The sequence below is a fragment of the Ochrobactrum sp. A-1 genome (assembly GCF_022488005.1).
Classification (GTDB): domain Bacteria; phylum Pseudomonadota; class Alphaproteobacteria; order Rhizobiales; family Rhizobiaceae; genus Brucella.
On sequence record NZ_JAKVQC010000003.1, the window covers coordinates 655,207 to 671,864 of the forward strand.

Here is a 16,658-nt window from a genome sequence, read left to right on the forward strand (position 1 = left end):
TCTTGGCTGCATGGCGTGTGCTGCGTGCGCCCAGGGACTGCCCTGAATACGGAGACTGTTTTAACTGTTTCTGTCAGGGAGCTGCCATGGCTGGTCGCATTCAAAATACTATACGCAATTTTCTTGATAGCGAGTCTTCAGGCGGCTTGCTGCTTATAGCGTCAGCTATAGCGGCATTGCTGGTGGCTAATTCTCAGCTTTCAGGGGCTTATTTCGGCGCCCTTCATGCCTATCTTGGACCGCTTTCTGTCCAGCATTGGGTCAACGATGCGCTGATGGCGATATTCTTCCTGATGGTCGGACTGGAGATCAAGCGCGAAATGGTCGATGGCCATCTGTCGTCCTGGCCGCGCCGTATTTTGCCGGGCGTAGCCGCTGCAGCAGGCATGGCGGTGCCAGCTCTGGTCTATCTCTCCTTCAATCTCAATAGTGGAGCTTCGCACGGTTGGGCTATCCCGGCTGCGACCGATATCGCTTTTGCGCTTGGCGTCATCTCCTTGTTGGGGCCAAGGGTTCCGACCTCGCTGAAAGTGTTTCTCGCTGCCCTTGCCATCATTGATGACCTTGGCGCGGTGATCGTTATCGGACTGTTTTATACAACCGGTGTTTCCCTGATGGATCTGGGTCTGGCTGCGGCGGTCGTCGCTGCCCTGGTCGGCTTGAATCTTGGCCGCGTGAAACGCCTGACGCCTTATCTGCTGCTCGGTCTTGTACTGTGGTTCTTCACCTATCGCTCCGGTGTTCACGCAACCATTGCAGGTGTCCTGCTGGCGCTCACCATCCCGATCAAGCGCACCCCTGCAAAGCCTGAAGCAACCGTCTCCGACAGCCCATTGCATCTGCTTGAGCACAGCCTGATCAAGCCGGTTTCGTTCATCATCGTGCCCATATTTGGCTTTGCAAATGCAGGCGTCAGCTTTTCCGGCCTCGGCACGGAAGCCCTTTTCGCGCCGGTGACCTTGGGCGTAGCCGCCGGTCTGGCGATAGGCAAGCTTGTTGGAATCTTTGGGGCCGTATTGCTGCTGGTAAAAGGCGGAATCGTCGATTTGCCTGCTGGCGCGAGCTGGACTCAAATGCTGGGGACAACGCTTCTGTGCGGCATCGGCTTCACGATGAGCCTGTTCATTTCGCTTCTGGCTTTCGACGAGGTCCTACTGCAGAACGAAGCAAAGATCGGGATATTGATCGGCTCGCTTATTGCCGGACTAGCGGGTTTCACCGTCCTGCGCTTTGCAAAACGCGCAGACGGGCGAAACTTCAGTCGATAAACCGGATACGTAATGTGCCCGAATGTCTCGCATTTGGGCACATCAGCGCCCTACGGGGCCAGCAACATTCGCTCGCCTGAGCGTTTTTGCGCAACCACGGACATCTCCGACTGGCCGCGGATCGTTGCCTTTATCTGAGTTTCATCCATCAGACTGAATGCCGTAGCCCAGGCATCCGCTCTCGCTGCATCGCGGGCAACTACCGTCAACCGGCGATAAAGTGCCGCCGAAAACCCTGTCTTTGGATTGAGCAAATGGTTGAAGCGTCCGGATTCCTCGAACTGGAACCCGGCGAAACTGGACGTTGCTAGTGCCTGATTGCGTATATCAGCATGCTCTTCGGCTGCAGTTCCGGCTTCCAGATCGGCAATGCCAATTCGCCATGCCGTACCGTCCGGCCTTGAACCAAGCGCGCGATATTCCCCCATATCGACCAGTGCATGTTTCACCCCCTCCCTTTGCAACAATGCCGTCACACGGTCGGTAACGTAGCCCTGCGCAATACCGTTTAATGTCAGAGCCATTGACGGCTTGGAGAACGCAACGCGGTTCTCATCAAATAGAACGTGGTCGAACCCTACCTTTGCAAGCGCCTCGTCCCAAAGCAGCCGCGACGGTCCGTCGGGAGAAGGATTCTCTTGCGAAAAGTGCTTCTTCAGGCAGTTCCAAAGAGGCTGAACCGTCGGATCGAAAAGGCCACTGCTAGCCTGCCAGCATTCACGGCAGATGCGCAAGACCTCGACCAGATCAGGCGAAGGCGATGCCAGCGCCCCGTCACGATTAAGTTTGGCCAGCTCTGAATCTGCGCGATAAAGGCTGAAGATGTTCTCCAGCCTTTCTGCCTCTTGAGCAGCTTCACGTAGCAACCGTTCGGCAATCGAATGATCAGGATAATAAAGTATGATCTTGGCAGGTGCTCCCATCGCCTGACCGCGCCAGAAGGTCGGCTCGGGAAGGTCGAGCGAAGCTGCCTGTTTCGGAATAGCGCAGAGCATCACGCCAGCCGCACCTCCTGCGAGCACAAGCCTGCGACTGACACGCTGTCTGCCGTCAATGGGCATGGCTCTCGGCTCCAAGATCGGTGGTCCGTACGGACTGGTCGCCGAGAATGTAATCCTCCGGCATTTCAGAGAAAGTACTGATACGCCCGCCCTTTTGCGCGACGAACTTCTCCGCTGCTTCCCGTGTCGAAAACGGTACGGCCTCCTGTGCCCCCATTCCGCCAACTGCAGCGCTTTCGATCACGAAAAAAGCCTTGCGCGCATCGACCCAGTTTTCAGCTCCCGGCTCTTCCCAACTTGGCGCTTTCGCCATGTCCGAAACGTAGATCGCTGCGATCCCCTTCGGCTCCTCGGGCAACATCGTGAAAGCGAGCGCATCGCGAGCGGAAGAGAACCATACCGCCTCGTTTGCCGGTTCGAGAATAATCTGGCCCTTGGGGCCTGGGTGTTCCAGAACATTCATCCCGCAATAGCGGCCCATTGCGCTTTCCGTCAGCGCGAATGGCGCCATGACCGTATCTTTCTTTTCGTCCGGAGAACATCCGGCAAGCAGAACCAGAAACAGGGGGGTAAGAAACAGAGCGCGTTTCATAATTCTTTCCTCGAGAAAACCAGCATCGCAAGGGACAGCGGCAGCATGACCCAGAGACCGAGCGCCAGTGTCAGGGCTGGAGCAGACAGCGTGGCGTTACCAGCTATGCCGCCCATGCCGGTCAGAGTACCGGCCTGCCCCAGACCGAAATTGAGAAGCCGGTAGGAATCGGCAGGGTTGAGCAGAAGCAGGCCGTTGAGCATGCCACCGCCCACGATGCGGCCCTGATCGAAAACCAGCAGGGCGAGAAGCGCTGCGTCATAGATCAGCACGAAGAACAGCCAGACGCCGATGGCGATCCCTGCTGCCGTGCTCCGCTCGCGCACCAACGTGCTAGCGAGAAAACCGATGGCGATGAACACCGCGCCCAGCAGGATCGACGAGACAATGAGTTTCGATAGCGACAACCAGCTTCCCGCATCCACGCCAGATCCAGTCACGATCAGCGCCACAGCCGCCGCGCCATATCCGAACAATGTCGCGAAGGCGAGAATGGCAAGCTGACCTATAAACTTCCCGAAAACCAACTGGACCCGGCTTATCGGGTAACTCAGAAGCAGAAGCATCGTGCCGCGTTCCATTTCACCGACGATAGCGTCATGCGAAATGAGAAGTGCAATAAGAGGAATCAGGAAGATGGTCAGGCTGGAGAGGCTGACGATCACAACGTCCAGCTTGCTTGCGGCAACCGAACTGCCCGTGGGCGCGCTGCCGAGAAAAGTCATGCTCAAAGCCAGTGCCGCAAGCAGCAATGTGATCGCCAGAACCCAGCGATTACGCAAGCCTTCCTGTATTTCCTTGGAAGCGATGATGAGAATATTGTTCATTCCGCTGCCTCCGCGCGAGCCGCTTCTCCGGCATTGAGAAAATGGGCGTAAAGCTCGTCAAGCGTCGGTGGAACGAGATCGAGCTCCATGAGATTGTCGTTCATGGCCACAATATCGCGGACAAGCGCCATCTTGCCTTCCACCGGCGCTTCCGTTTCGAAGATATCCGGGCCGAGACGATGCCAGCGCAACGCAGCATTTGCGGCTGTCGAAGGCAGCCGGGAGACGTCTGGCGTCTGCACCCGTATGCGAAGTGGCAGTTGTGAAATTCGGCGCAACGCATCGATGGAGCCATCGGCAATGATCTTGCCCTTGTTCGCGATGATGACGCGCTCGACTTTGGTTTCCAGTTCGGTCAATGCATGGGACGACATGAGGATTGTCGTGCCTTTACTCCGCAGTTCTTCGAGAACTTCATAGAAGCTCTGGCGCAATGCCGGATCAAGACCGGTTGTCGGTTCATCGAGCAGTAGAACGGATGGTTGCCCGAGCAATGCCTGAGCAAGCCCCAGTCGTTGGCGCATCCCTTTCGAATAGGTGCCAACCCGCCTGTTCGCGGCATGGGCAAGGCCGACGCGTTCGAGCAGCTCCACAGTCTGGGCGACAGGTATTCTCTTGAGCCGCGCATAGAAGCCGAGCGTTTCCGCTCCCGTCAGCGCCAGATTGAAGGAGACGTGTTCAGGCAGATAGCCAAGTCTTAATCTGGCGGCAAAGGCACCCGTCGCCGGGTCCTCGCCCAGCACGCGAACTGTGCCCTTGGTCGGACGGATCAGCCCGAGCATGAGCTTTATCATCGTGGTTTTGCCGGCACCGTTATGGCCGACCAGCGCAATGCTTTCTCCGGCGCGAAGGCTGAAACTTGCCTCGCTGATGGCGTTGAAACCGCCATAGGACTTTGTGACCTGATCAAGAATGACAGTCTCAGTCATTTGGTTTTCCTTTCGCCGCATCGGCCGGATACGGCGGCTTCATAAGGGGATGGCTGTCGACAACACCGCCCGGCAGAAGCGCTGGAAACTGGGTCTGGGCCCAGCGGATTGTCTCGATTGCCGGACTATTGATGAGAATTTTTGACTGTGGCGCGGTCCACAGAACCTTGTCGATCAAATCATTGGGTCTGTAAGGGCTGTCTGCGATACCGTCGCCGTTCAGATCGAAGGCCGGATTGTCGCTCCAGTAATTGCCGCGTCCATTGACTGACCAGTCGAGGTTGCGCGTGCCGACATATTTCACCTGATTGCGGTTGTTGATGAAGGCGTTGCCGCTCATGGCGTTGCCCTCGGAACCGGCAGTGAAGTGAATGCCTATGCTGCAGTTTTCGAAACTGTTCCCGGTGAATTTGTTCTTGTTGGCGTTATAGATGAAGACGCATTTTTCCGGACCGAGCCGCGCGGTCTCGCCCGCCAGCGTCTCGGTTTTATCTTCTGTCGGCAGACCATGCTCAGCCTTCTGAACACCGGCATCCAGCCAGCGATCTATCGGTTGCATACGTCCGATCACGCGATTGCCGGAAATGACCGAGCTGTTTGCATAATTGAGCAACAAGCCATGATCCCGGTCGCCGTCGGACACGTTATCCAGCACCTTGAGACGGTTGGTGTACATAATCGCGAAGCCAACGGAATTGTTGCGCGAAACATTGCCGATGACCTGGCTGTCGTCCGTGTACATGTAATGAACGGCGAACCTGACATCCTCCATCACATTGTCGCGGAAGATATTCTTGCGGCTGGCATTGGTATAGATGCCGTCGCGTCCGTAACGGATGGCGTTGCCGACAACCTGCGCGCCAGGCGCATTCCAGACGGAAACGCCACTGCCGGTCTGTGCCATGCGCACGCCTCGACGACCAATGATCTCATTGCCGCTTGCGATGGAATTTGCAGCGCCGTGCAGGTAAATTCCATAAAGGTTATCGATAAGGCGATTGTTCTCGACACGCGCGCCCGTGGCGGTTTTGGCCACGAAAATTCCGGAATTAAGGTCCGGCATGCTTTCGCCCGAACCGCGCACTTCCAGTCCGCGCACGATAGCGTCCGGTGCGTTGACCGTTATGGCATTGCCCGAGCCCAATCCGTCCAGAACGGCACCGGACTCACCAATCAGTTCAATGGCGCGATCGATCGTAACCGCGCCATTGTGTTTGCCTTTCAGAAGCCGGACGATATCGCCCGGCTCCGCTTTGTCGATGGCCGCCTGTACGCCTTCGCCTGCCACGACATCAATCTGCCGTGCCTGCAAACCGTCGCAAAAAACGACGGTCAGCAGCATTGCGGCGCTCAAGGACTGAAACCGGCGGGGGAACATCATGGCAGTCAGGCCTTCTTCGGTTCCACGAGCATCCGGCCCTTCATTTCCATGTGCATGGCGTGGCAGAACCACGAGCAGTAATACCACCACACACCTGGCTTGTTGGCCGTGAAGGTGACGGACGCGGTCGCCTGCGGCCCCACCTCCATGTTGACGCCGTAGTTAATGATGGCGAAGCCGTGCGTAAGGTCTTCGATTTCATCGATATTGGTGACATACACTGTCACTTCATCGCCCTGCTGGACGGTGAACTCGGTGAGACCGAAGGCTGGCGCGGCGGACGTCATATAAACGCGTACCTTGTTGCCATCCCGGATCACCTCATTGGCGTCCATCAGGTCGAGGCCATCGGCTTTCGCCTGAGTGACAGCATCGGCGAAAAATGGGTCCTCTCGGCTCCAGAAATTGACAGGGTTGATCTTCGAGCGATGAACGATGGTCGCATCGTGCGGCTCGGCAAAACTTGGCCCGTCATGGACAATCGCCATCTTCTCACCGGAAATGTCGATGAGCTGGTCATTTTCAGGCTTGAGCGGCCCGACATTGAGATAGCGGTCCTTGGAGAACTTGTTGAGCGAGATCAGCCACTGACCATCGGCGTCCTTGGTCTGCCCCATGGACGTGTGGTTGTGACCGGGCTGATAATGCACGTCGAGCTTCTGCCGGATCGGATCGACTTTCTCGCCCTTGAAGGCGCGCTTGGCGTCCTCGATGTTCCATTTGCAGATCTGGCTGTCGATGAAGAGCGTCGTATAGGCATTGCCCTTGCCGTCGTAAGCCGTATGCAATGGCCCAAGTCCGAGTTCCGGTTCCGCAACCACCGCATCGCGGGGCTGGATCTTGTCGTCGAAAAGCTCGTCGAACTTGCGGACGTCGAACACCGTAACGGTCGGCGACAGCTTGCCGTTGGCGACCACATGGATACCGTCTGGTGCGGTGTTGATGCCATGCGGGCTGTTCGGCACAGGAATGTAACGGGTATATTTGGAACCATGGCGTCCATCGATAACCGGAACGCCGTTGATTTCCTTGAAATCACCCTTGGCAACGGCCTCTTCGATGCGCTTCAGGTTGAAGATGACGATCCAGTCCTGCTCACTCGACATCATTTCGGCGAGGGTCGTGCCTTCCTCCGAATTGTAGCAGGTGGCAAAAGCGTACTTGCCCTGATAATCGCAGTCGACATTGTCGAGATTGCCGTCAACCATGATCTGCCAGGCAACCTTCATGGTCTCGCCGTCAACGGCCGTGAAGATCGCGTGATATTGCTTGGTGTCGGTCAGAATACTGCCATCGTTCGGGATTGGTGCACGATCCTCACCATTACAGAAGACATAGCCGGTTTTCGGATATTTCTGCACGCGCAAGCCATGCACGGTATGCTGGTTCGGAAGCTGAATGATCTTGTCGCATTTCATCACATCCAGACGGATGCGGCAGACACGCGTATTGGCCTTGTCGTTGGCATAGAGATAACGCCCGTCATAGGTGCCTTCTGTGAAGGACGGATGCGGGTGATGTAAGTCACCATTCAGGAATATGCCGCCGCGATCTTTCAGGAACTCTTGGTCCTGCGGCAGAAGGCCTTCGGTCAGCACCTTCAGGCTTTCGTTTGTCTGGCCCCAGCCGGTCGCGCTATCGCGATTGAACACTGGGATGCGCATCAGTTCGCGCATCGATGGCAGGCCGACGATGCGGACCTCGCCGCTCTGGCCACTGGAAAAGAAGACGTAATATTCGTCCAGTTCTCCAGGCTTCACCTCTGCGCTATGACCAGCGCCTTTTGCACCACCGGCAGCCAATGCCGGTTCGGTTGAACCTGCAAGCAGAGCCCCGCCAAGACCGCTTGCACCGGCGGCAGCCACAAAGGCCGACGTACCGAGCAGCTGTCTTCGACTGAGCTGTGTTTTCTTGGTTTCTTCAGACATGCTTCTCTCCTTTAGAAAAGTCAGGCAGCAGGACCGGTATCGGCAGCGCCTTCAACCGGTTTTCCTTTGACTGAGATGACGGGTCTGGCCGGTCCACCGCCGCGTTCGGCAGCCGCTGCGATGGGGGCATTGCGGGCTGCGAATTTTTCACGCTTCACACGCACCTGGATCATGTGCGGGCAGCGCTGGTCGTCGTGATAGAGTTCCTGACAATGCATGCAGTAGATGCATTCATTGACATTGATCTGGCCTTCGGGATGGATCGCCTCAACCGGGCACTCCTTGGCGCACCGATGGCAGGGCGAGCCGCATTCCGGCCAACGCTTCAGCCATTCGAACATGCGGATGCGTCCGGGAATGGCGAGTGCGGCACCGAGCGGACACAGATAGCGGCAATAGAAGCGCTCTATGAACAGGCCGATGCTCAAAAGTGTCAGGGCGTATATGACGAACGGCCATTCACGAGCGAATTTGAGAATTATCGAAGTCTTGAACGGCTCGACCTCGGCGAAAACTTCAGCCAGCGCCACCGAGTAGAGCGACAAACCAAACAGGCCGAGGAAAATTATATATTTGAGCGGCCAGAGGCGTTCGTGCAGTCCCCATGGCAACTTGACTTGCGGTACCTTCAGCCATTGGGCAAAATTGTTGGTAAGCTCCTGCAGGGCGCCAAACGGGCACAACCAGCCGCAGAACGGTCCACGGCCCCAGAACAACAGCCCCGCCGCCACCGACGCCCACAAAATGAAGATCAGCGGCGATGTCAGGAAGAATTCCCAGTTGAAGCCGGTAATCAGGGAGTTGATGAAGGTCAGGACGTTGACGACCGACAATTGCGCATTGTTGTAGAAGCCAAGCCAGACGAGAATGAACAGAAGATAGCTACGCCGCAGCCAGGTGAAGAAGCGCGGATGCCTGACCAGACTGTTCTGGAAGAAGAAGATGCCGACGAGAACCGTGATGGCGAAAGCAGTGATGATCACATTGACACGATTCATCTCCCACATCCGAACCCAGAGCGGATTGCCCTCGCCCAGAATGTCGGCAGCATTTGCTTCGCCGACCGGCTGCGGCTGACGCGGCGCATCGGCAGTTGGTGCGGATTGCGCTGGAGCAGGTTCCGGCAGCTTCACCAGATATTTTTCCGGCAAATTGTAACCTAGATCATAGCTGATATTGGCTTTGTCCCGCGCCCCGAAGCCACGCTGCACCAAAAGCTGCAGATCCCACGGTTCCGTCACGTCGAAGGCAAACCCGTCCGGCACCTGAAACAGGGCAATCTCGCGCAGGCGCGGCGCACCGTCGGCCATGATGTCGCCGATGCGGGTATGGTTCTTGTCGCGGAAGCGTACGCCCTGCCCGTCCTGCATCAATTCGATGCGGTCAAAGATGCCACCGCGCACATAGCCGGACCCCTTGAAGGAATAGGCTCCGTCGCCCGCGACCAGGATCGCCTGATGCCCCGGCTTCAGCCGCTTTTGCAGACGCTCGAAACCATCCTTGCCAAGTAGACTGATGCCGATCGTCGGCACGGAAACCGGCGCAACGTAAAGCTCGATGAACTCATCTTCGGGATTGGCTGTTTCGGGATTCTCGGCGGCGCGATCATGCTTCGCGTCACGGAATGCCTGTGTGACATCGCCAACCGACAGTTTCAGGCTGCGAACCGAGCCGTCGCCGATCAGTGTCTGCCAGTCTTGTTCGTCACGAAGCTGTAAATCGACGGCGCGCTGCACGTTGGCTGTGACAGCCTGCACAGGCGCATTGCCGAGCCGCCCGCTACGGATAAGTCCAACGGCCGAACGAACGACGCTATCTCCCATGACGAGCACAGTAACCGTGGCACCGCTGACAATTTCCACCTGCGGAGGCTTGCTCTGGCCAGCGGCAACGGCGTTCATGTCGCTGTCGACCAGCGAGTTCAGTGCAGCCACAACCTTGGCTTCGGGAATACCGATCAGTACAATCGGCTCTTTGTGATCTACCAGCTTTATGCCGCGTATGACGCCTTTGGTATCAATGCCGACGACGATATGGATCGGCTTGCCGGAATAACCGATGGAACTGGTGAAATCTGAATTCAGGTAAGCATAACCGACCACTTCGCCATGCTTCATAAGTGGTGCGATTGGCGGCTCGCCTTGTGGCGCGCCTATAGCATCGGCGTCTTTGAAAAGCTCACTTGCCTCAACCTTGGGAAGGTATTTTTCCAGATCAGCGGCGGATGCCGTGGTCTGCCAGCAAAGAACCAGAACCATCGCTGCCAGTGCGACGGTCCTGATAATTTCGAACAAAAAGGAAAATGGCTGGCTGACGCTTGGAAAACGCTGCTCCTGAAATCGATAACCCGGAGCAACCACACGGCCCAATAATGCTATTTTCACGTCCAACCTGCGCCTGCTCAGCGAATAATTGCGAGCATATCTTTCGGTTGGAAAATAGCGGATCAGACACAGCGTTCATTGATATGGAACAAATATAATAAGAAATCACCCCACATTATCAACGTCCATCAATCGAGCGCCGCAGCTTTCTATCCGCGCTGCGCATTGTGCGTCTCGTCAGACGGCCTCCAGATTCTATAACGGATTTCGAGGCCATCTTTCGCATAGATGACAATCGGAAGCCGACTGTTGTAGCGGAGCATGAAATTCTCGCCCCGAACCGGCACGAATGCAGTCCGCTTGCTTTCCGGTGGACAAGCCATCAACGTGCCTGACATACGGTCGCTTGCCGTGAGAGTGAAATAGTCGAAACCCCAGCCCTCGATGGTACTCGGGGTTAGGCTTCCGCCGAACCAGCTGATATTGCAGTCCACGGTTGCGTTGCGGCCTGCAATAATTTCAACTTTTGCATCCTGTTCCTTTTCGAGCGGAGGAAGATGGATGACATAACGGTAAGAGCCCGATTGCGCTGCCGGGAAAGCTGCAAGGTTCTTTTCAGATTCGGTTTTGTCCTGAGCGCTCGCGCCATGTGGGACGCCGAAGCTCGCGGCGACCAGCGCCATCTGTAGGAAATGTCTGACTTTCATTTTCATGCTCTCGTTTATTGCTGGTTTCGTAGCGCTTATTCGGCCAAGCCGCCGGTTCCGGTCGCAGATGCGCTATCAAATAGGAGGAAGACGATTGGCATGCCCGGCTCGCATGTGGCATCCGTTCGCCTTGCACCGACCTTCCCTGTTACAGGCGCAGAATATTCAGCTACGACCTCACCGAATGTATTTCTCTGGGTAGCCACTTTTTGACCTGCCTGCACCTCTTCATTCAATTCCACATGAAGTTCGACGAAGCCGCCATGCGTCGTGATAACCGGCGCAGCTCCATCGGCTATGAATATACCGGAATCCTTACCGGTTCTTCCTAGATCACCCTCAATAATCTTGTGATATTTGAGAACATTCATTGTCCCTTCGACGAAAAGAGCAATCTTCGCGTGATCGAAAACACGCGGTCGGCCTATTTCCGGCGTAAAGGCCGGGATACCAGCGTCGATCAGCGCGTTCGGGAGAAGGCCGTGTTCGCCGAAATTGTCGAAAATCTGATCTATGGGATAAAGTTCAGCCATCGCCCGCACTTCCGGCTGATCCATTCGTGCCAGATGGAATGCAGTCATATCCATGCCCGTTGCCGCAGTATGAAAATCGATCGCGTAATCGAGATTGGGGCGCAACAAGCGATTGAACACCAGCCCGGCATGTCGCGCTGCCGCTTCCGGCGCGTTCTCGTTACCCGGAAACAGCCGGTTGATATCGACCAGGTCTACCCCTCGTCCCGAGCTTGGCCATCGTCTGGCCATAGCCTCGAGCGCAGGGCGCGACACATCGAAAACGGCCACCACGGAGCCGGACATTTTTTGCGGATCGAGCTGGTTCACGATAGTCTGCAAAGTGTGCACCGGGCTCATTTCGTCACCATGCACACCACTGATCAATCCAAGCCGTTTGCCTGGGGATTTGCCTTTCATCACCGTGACCGAGACATGCCAGTACTGGCCCGTCGGCATCTGCACGCCCTGGAAGTAAAAATTGTGCCTCTTGCCCGCTTCCAGATCGGAAATATCGAGGGAGGAGATCACCGGCTTACCGTCGATGACATCGCCAGTATACATCGTCCCCGAGCCCTTGTTGCCGGGCTCTGGCTTTGAATCGGCTGTTTGAGCCTGCGCCTGTCCTGTTGCGAGTGCTGCGGAACCGGCCGCAGCAATCGACGCAAGCATGAAATCGCGCCGGTCAATGCTCTGTGATTTTGTCTCGGTCATTACGGTCCCCAGCATCAGATAATGGATCGAAGGCCCTGCAGCCTTCAGTCCTGCAAAGTTTCAGAAGCCGCGTCCTTTTTTTCCTCGGTTCGTCTGCCCAGACGCTCGGTCATGCGCTGAATGACGAAATAGAGACCAGGGGTGAGAAGCAACCCAATCGTAGTCGCGGCCACCATCCCGCCGAAGATCGTCACACCAACGGCCTGACGTGCGCCGGCGCCCGCACCGGAAGACAGGATAAGAGGAAGAATGCCAAGGATGAACGATACTGCCGTCATCATGACGGCGCGGAAAAGAATGCGGCTTAAGCCGCGTTTGTGATGCCAGGGTGGAAGGTAAAGACATACCGTTCCTTGCCGGATACTTTTTGAATTCGCACTTATTGTGCGTTGTCAGGAGATATACAGAACCAGCAAAAATCATATCGTAAGGGGCAATGTCGACCTCAGTCTGTGCGCACGTGGTTCGTACGCGAACAAGTGACACTTGCGTGGCGATGTGCATGGCAAATCTATCGCATCAGCGTCTGCGAGCGTCGGAGCAAAAGACTGCGGCCTCGTTGGCCACAAGACGGCTTCACAATTACCCGACGAAGTCATCGCCTCTTAGCGTAACCGGTCTTGGTCGGAGCTGTACGACATAAAGTGGTGGTCTCTATAAATCGCGGGGAGCTTTTGCCCAGATCGATAAGGACGTAATCCGCGCCACTGACGAAGATTGAGTTTTGCCTTAAGATTAATAATATTGCTTAAAATAACAGCAAAAAGAAATAGCTTGACGGAATTGCGCTAAATTCAGTAATTTCCGGACTAAATTCGTATTTGGCATTTGGGCCCTTCTCGGAATCTGAAAATTCCGGAGGGGTTTTTGTGTTTGGCTTTTCGCATGTCTCAAAGCAACAAAAAAGACATTCCTGTCGGCGTCCTGTTTTCGCACTCTGGTCCCTATCAAAAACTGGGCTACGAGGGCTATTGCGGAGCTATGGCTGCGATCAAGGCCGTCAATGATCGGGACCTTCCGTTCAATCTCGTTCCACTAATTGCCGACCCGAGCGGCAACCCCGACCGTTATGCGCCGCTGAGTGAAGAACTGATTTCGCAACAGGGCGTTAAACACATCGTCGGCTGCACCACATCCTGGAGCCGCAAGGAAGTCATTCCCGTTGTCGAAAAGCGCGATGCACTGCTCTGGTATCCCTGCGTCTATGAAGGCTTTGAAGCGAGCGACCGCGTCGTTTATGCGGCGGCCTGCGCCAACCAGCATCTTGTCCCGCTGATCGACTTTATTGTGCCCCGCTTCGGCAATCGCGCCATATTGCTCGGTTCGAACTATATCTGGGGCTGGGAAACCAATCGCCTCGCCCGCGAAATGCTGAATGCGGCTGGCGGCGAAGTTCTCGGCGAGCGCGCCATTGCCATCGGTGACACGGATATCGACCATCTCATCCGGGAAATCGAAAGCAAGAAGCCCGACTTCATCCTCAACAATCTGATCGGTGAATCGTCTTATACGTTCCTGCGCGCCTATGCGGAACTGGGCCGCAGAAACAGCGATTTCCGCACCGATGTCAGGCCCGTTCTGAGCTGCAATCTCTATGAAAGCGAACTGGAGCATGTTGGCAATGCCGCCGAAGGCAATTACAGCGTAAGCTGCTATTTCCGTACGCTGCCGGGCGAAACCAATCGCGCCTTTCTGGAAGCCGTCAGAAATAATGGCTTCGACGGCAGCCTTTCGGCCATATTCGCCCAAGCCTATTCCAGTGTTCTGATGATCGCCGCCGGTATCGAACGGGCAGGCACCGACGATGTCGAAAAAGTGCTTTCCGCAGTCCAGACGCACGCCACAAGCACACCGCTCGGCGATGTGCTGGTCGAACCGCGGACAAACCATATCGCCCTCCCCGCCCATATCGGACGGGCCAGACAAGATTGCAGCTTTGAAATCGTGCATGAGGCCGAGGTTGCCATTGAGCCGGACCCGTTCATGGCGCGAACGCATCTTCAAACATCCGCCAATCTGGGCCAGCAGCCCGGCTTTCTGAGGCTCGTCAAATGACCATGACAGACCCGGCCTTCACCGTCGCCAGTTGGGGCGCATTCGAAAACTGGACCGCGCTGATCGTTCATCGCCGCCACACCAATGTCGATGCGATTGTGCAGCAGTTGCGCCGCATCGGCGTGGACGCCGTGGAATGCTGGCCGGATCTGCCTGAGCATGCCGACATCTCCCGGTTCAACGTCGTCTTCTTCGATGTCGATATGGGATATGACGAGCAGTTTCCGTGGCCGCCGCAGCAAGCCCCTGTGCCCACAGTCGCCCTGATCGGCTCGGAAGCACCGGGCCGGATCGGCTGGGCGCTCAATCAGGGCGCGGATGCACAGCTTTTGAAGCCAATCGGCAATGCGGGCGTTTATAGCGCTCTGGTCATCGCCATGCACAATTTCCAGCGTCGCCATGCGCTGGCAACCGAAATCGGCGAACTGCGCGAAAGCCTTGCGGGGCGCGAAGCCATTGCACAGGCAACCGCGATCCTGATGTTCGCAGACAATATTTCCGCCAAACAGGCCTATCAGAAACTGCGCCTTGCCGCGATGGCAGAGCGCATCAGTGTCGAGGCTTTTGCCCGGCGCTTTCTGAACGAAAAGCAGACAGGGAACGATCGTGAGCGCGCTTGACACTCTTCCGGTCGGCCAGAAAAAAGCCGAACGCGGCGTTCTTGGCCGCATCATCCGCCGACCGCTGGCCGCATTTGGCCTTGTGGTTATCGTCGTCACTGTCGCAGCCGCGCTCTTCGCGCCGTGGATCGTTCCCTTCGATCCGAACGAACAGTTCTTCGACGGCCTGACGCTGGAAGGCGCGCCGCTCGCGCCCAACCTGAAATTCTGGTTCGGCACCGATCTCGTCGGGCGCGATCTGTTCTCCCGCCTGATCTACGGCGCGCAGACATCGCTGATCATCGGCGTGGTAGCCAACGGTATTGCGGTGCTCATCGGCTCGACTGTCGGCATTTGCGCCGGATATTTCCGTGGCTGGGTAGAAACCGTGCTGATGCGGTTCACCGATCTGATGATGGCCTTTCCCGCCTTGCTGCTGGCGATTGTGCTCGCCGCAATCTTCAAGCCGAGCCTCTGGATTGTCGCGATGGTGATCGCCATGGTCAACTGGGTTCAGATTGCGCGCGTGCTCTATACGGAAACCCGGTCTCTTTCGGAACGCGATTTCATCGAAGCTGAGCGCGCCATGGGTGCGGGTGCGCCCCGCATCATCTTGAAGCATATCCTGCCGCATCTCTTTTCCACGATGATCGTCTGGGCCACGCTTGGCATCGCCACCACCGTTCTTCTGGAGGCGACGCTGTCCTTCCTCGGCATTGGTGTACAACCGCCGACGGCCTCCTGGGGCAATATCATCTTCGAAAACCAGACCTATTTCACGAGCGCACCCTGGCTCGTCTTCATTCCGGGCGCGGCAATCCTGTTGCTGGCGCTCGCCTTCAACCTCGTCGGTGATGCCTTGCGCGATGTGCTCGACCCAACCCAGCAGGGACACCACTAATGCTCGCCTATATCGCCCGCCGCCTCATCCAGACTGTAATGATCCTGATCGGCATCAGCTTCGTGACCTTCATTCTGCTTTATCTGGTGCCAGCCGATCCGGCGCGCCAGATTGCCGGACGCAGCGCGACAGCACAGACGGTCGAGAATATTCGCGAACAGCTTGGCCTCAACCTGCCCTTCTATGAGCAATATCTGCGCTATCTGAAGGGGCTTGTTCAGGGCGATCTCGGACGCTCCTATCTTCAGAAAACCGAAGTGGCGGCGCTGATCTGGTCGCGTCTGCCTGCCAGCCTGCTGCTGATGGCCGGAGCCATCTTCTCGGAACTCGCCATCGGTCTTACCATGGGCGTCATCGCGGCCACCCGGCGCGGCAGCCGCACCGACAATGCCTTGATGATCTTTTCATTCGTCGGCGTTTCGGCCCCGCAATTCGTCATCGGCATTCTGATGCTCTACGTGTTTGCGGTTAAGCTCGGCTGGTTCCCGATTGGCGGCTACGGAACGTTCATGCATCTCGTCCTGCCTTCGCTGACGCTCGGCCTTCTGGGCGCAGGCTGGTATTCGCGCATGATGCGCTCCTCGCTGCTCGACGTTCTTCGTCAGGATTATATCCGCACCGCGCGCGCCAAGGGGCTGGCACGCTGGAAAATCCTGCTGCGTCACGCCATGCCCAACGCCATCCTGCCGATCATCGCCATGATCGGCATCGACATCGGCCTGTTCATGTCAGGCATTGTCGTCGTTGAAAGCGTGTTTGGCTGGCCCGGCATCGGTCAGCTTGCCTGGCAGGCGATCCAGCGCGTCGACATACCCATCATCATGGGCGTCACGATTGTCTCCGCTTTCGCCATCGTTCTCGGCAATCTCATCGCCGACCTCATCACTCCACTGATCGATCCGCGCATCAAGCTGCGGTGA

General features: G+C 56.7%; 15 protein-coding genes. 5 read left to right on the forward strand and 10 right to left on the reverse strand.

Annotated features, from left to right (window positions below):
- Positions 1-86 precede the first annotated feature (86 nt).
- Positions 87-1,268: a Na+/H+ antiporter NhaA gene (nhaA, locus tag MKS82_RS04920; RefSeq protein WP_240578397.1), complete on the forward strand. Its 1,182-nt coding sequence runs from the start codon at positions 87-89 to the stop codon at positions 1,266-1,268.
- Between the two features lie 50 nt (positions 1,269-1,318).
- Here the strand turns inward: nhaA and MKS82_RS04925 are convergent, their stop codons facing one another.
- The 10 genes from MKS82_RS04925 to MKS82_RS04970 form a co-directional block, all read right to left on the reverse strand.
- Entirely contained in the window at positions 1,319-2,329 is a 1,011-nt protein-coding gene (locus tag MKS82_RS04925) for an FAD:protein FMN transferase (protein ID WP_109987590.1), read from the reverse strand.
- Complete coding sequence (locus MKS82_RS04930) at positions 2,319-2,861, reverse strand: nitrous oxide reductase accessory protein NosL (protein WP_240578398.1); 543 nt, start codon at positions 2,859-2,861, stop codon at positions 2,319-2,321. Before MKS82_RS04930 ends, MKS82_RS04925 begins: the two co-directional genes overlap by 11 nt.
- Complete coding sequence (locus MKS82_RS04935) at positions 2,858-3,688, reverse strand: ABC transporter permease subunit (protein WP_109987588.1); 831 nt, start codon at positions 3,686-3,688, stop codon at positions 2,858-2,860. The genes MKS82_RS04930 and MKS82_RS04935 overlap by 4 nt, the downstream gene beginning before the upstream one ends.
- Entirely contained in the window at positions 3,685-4,617 is a 933-nt protein-coding gene (locus MKS82_RS04940; RefSeq protein WP_109987587.1) for an ABC transporter ATP-binding protein, read from the reverse strand. Before MKS82_RS04940 ends, MKS82_RS04935 begins: the two co-directional genes overlap by 4 nt.
- Positions 4,610-5,998 carry a nitrous oxide reductase family maturation protein NosD gene (locus tag MKS82_RS04945; protein WP_109987586.1) on the reverse strand — a complete coding sequence of 463 codons (1,389 nt, stop codon included), beginning with the start codon at positions 5,996-5,998 and terminating at the stop codon, positions 4,610-4,612. The genes MKS82_RS04940 and MKS82_RS04945 overlap by 8 nt, the downstream gene beginning before the upstream one ends.
- 5 nt (positions 5,999-6,003) lie before the next feature.
- Entirely contained in the window at positions 6,004-7,926 is a 1,923-nt protein-coding gene (gene nosZ, locus MKS82_RS04950) for a TAT-dependent nitrous-oxide reductase (protein WP_240578399.1), read from the reverse strand.
- A gap of 20 nt (positions 7,927-7,946) precedes the next feature.
- Entirely contained in the window at positions 7,947-10,184 is a 2,238-nt protein-coding gene (locus MKS82_RS04955; protein ID WP_109987711.1) for a regulatory protein NosR, read from the reverse strand.
- A 275-nt stretch (positions 10,185-10,459) separates the two neighbouring features.
- Complete coding sequence (gene eco / locus MKS82_RS04960; protein WP_240578400.1) at positions 10,460-10,957, reverse strand: serine protease inhibitor ecotin; 498 nt, start codon at positions 10,955-10,957, stop codon at positions 10,460-10,462.
- A 35-nt stretch (positions 10,958-10,992) separates the two neighbouring features.
- Entirely contained in the window at positions 10,993-12,183 is a 1,191-nt protein-coding gene (locus MKS82_RS04965) for a M14 family metallopeptidase (protein WP_109987710.1), read from the reverse strand.
- 44 nt (positions 12,184-12,227) lie between these two features.
- Complete coding sequence (locus MKS82_RS04970; RefSeq protein ID WP_240578401.1) at positions 12,228-12,464, reverse strand: efflux RND transporter permease subunit; 237 nt, start codon at positions 12,462-12,464, stop codon at positions 12,228-12,230.
- A 604-nt stretch (positions 12,465-13,068) separates the two neighbouring features.
- On the opposite strand from MKS82_RS04970, the gene MKS82_RS04975 reads away from it, so the two are divergent.
- The 4 genes from MKS82_RS04975 to MKS82_RS04990 are packed head-to-tail and all read left to right on the forward strand — an operon-like array spanning position 13,069 to position 16,658.
- Positions 13,069-14,238, forward strand: coding sequence for a transporter substrate-binding domain-containing protein (locus tag MKS82_RS04975; RefSeq protein ID WP_240578402.1), 1,170 nt, complete (start codon positions 13,069-13,071; stop codon positions 14,236-14,238).
- A gap of 2 nt (positions 14,239-14,240) precedes the next feature.
- Positions 14,241-14,858 carry an ANTAR domain-containing response regulator gene (locus MKS82_RS04980; protein WP_445558068.1) on the forward strand — a complete coding sequence of 206 codons (618 nt, stop codon included), beginning with the start codon at positions 14,241-14,243 and terminating at the stop codon, positions 14,856-14,858.
- A gap of 49 nt (positions 14,859-14,907) precedes the next feature.
- Positions 14,908-15,738: an ABC transporter permease gene (locus tag MKS82_RS04985; protein ID WP_371830809.1), complete on the forward strand. Its 831-nt coding sequence runs from the start codon at positions 14,908-14,910 to the stop codon at positions 15,736-15,738.
- On the forward strand, positions 15,738-16,658 hold the full coding sequence (locus MKS82_RS04990) for an ABC transporter permease (RefSeq protein WP_109987582.1): 921 nt from the start codon (positions 15,738-15,740) through the stop codon (positions 16,656-16,658). Before MKS82_RS04985 ends, MKS82_RS04990 begins: the two co-directional genes overlap by 1 nt.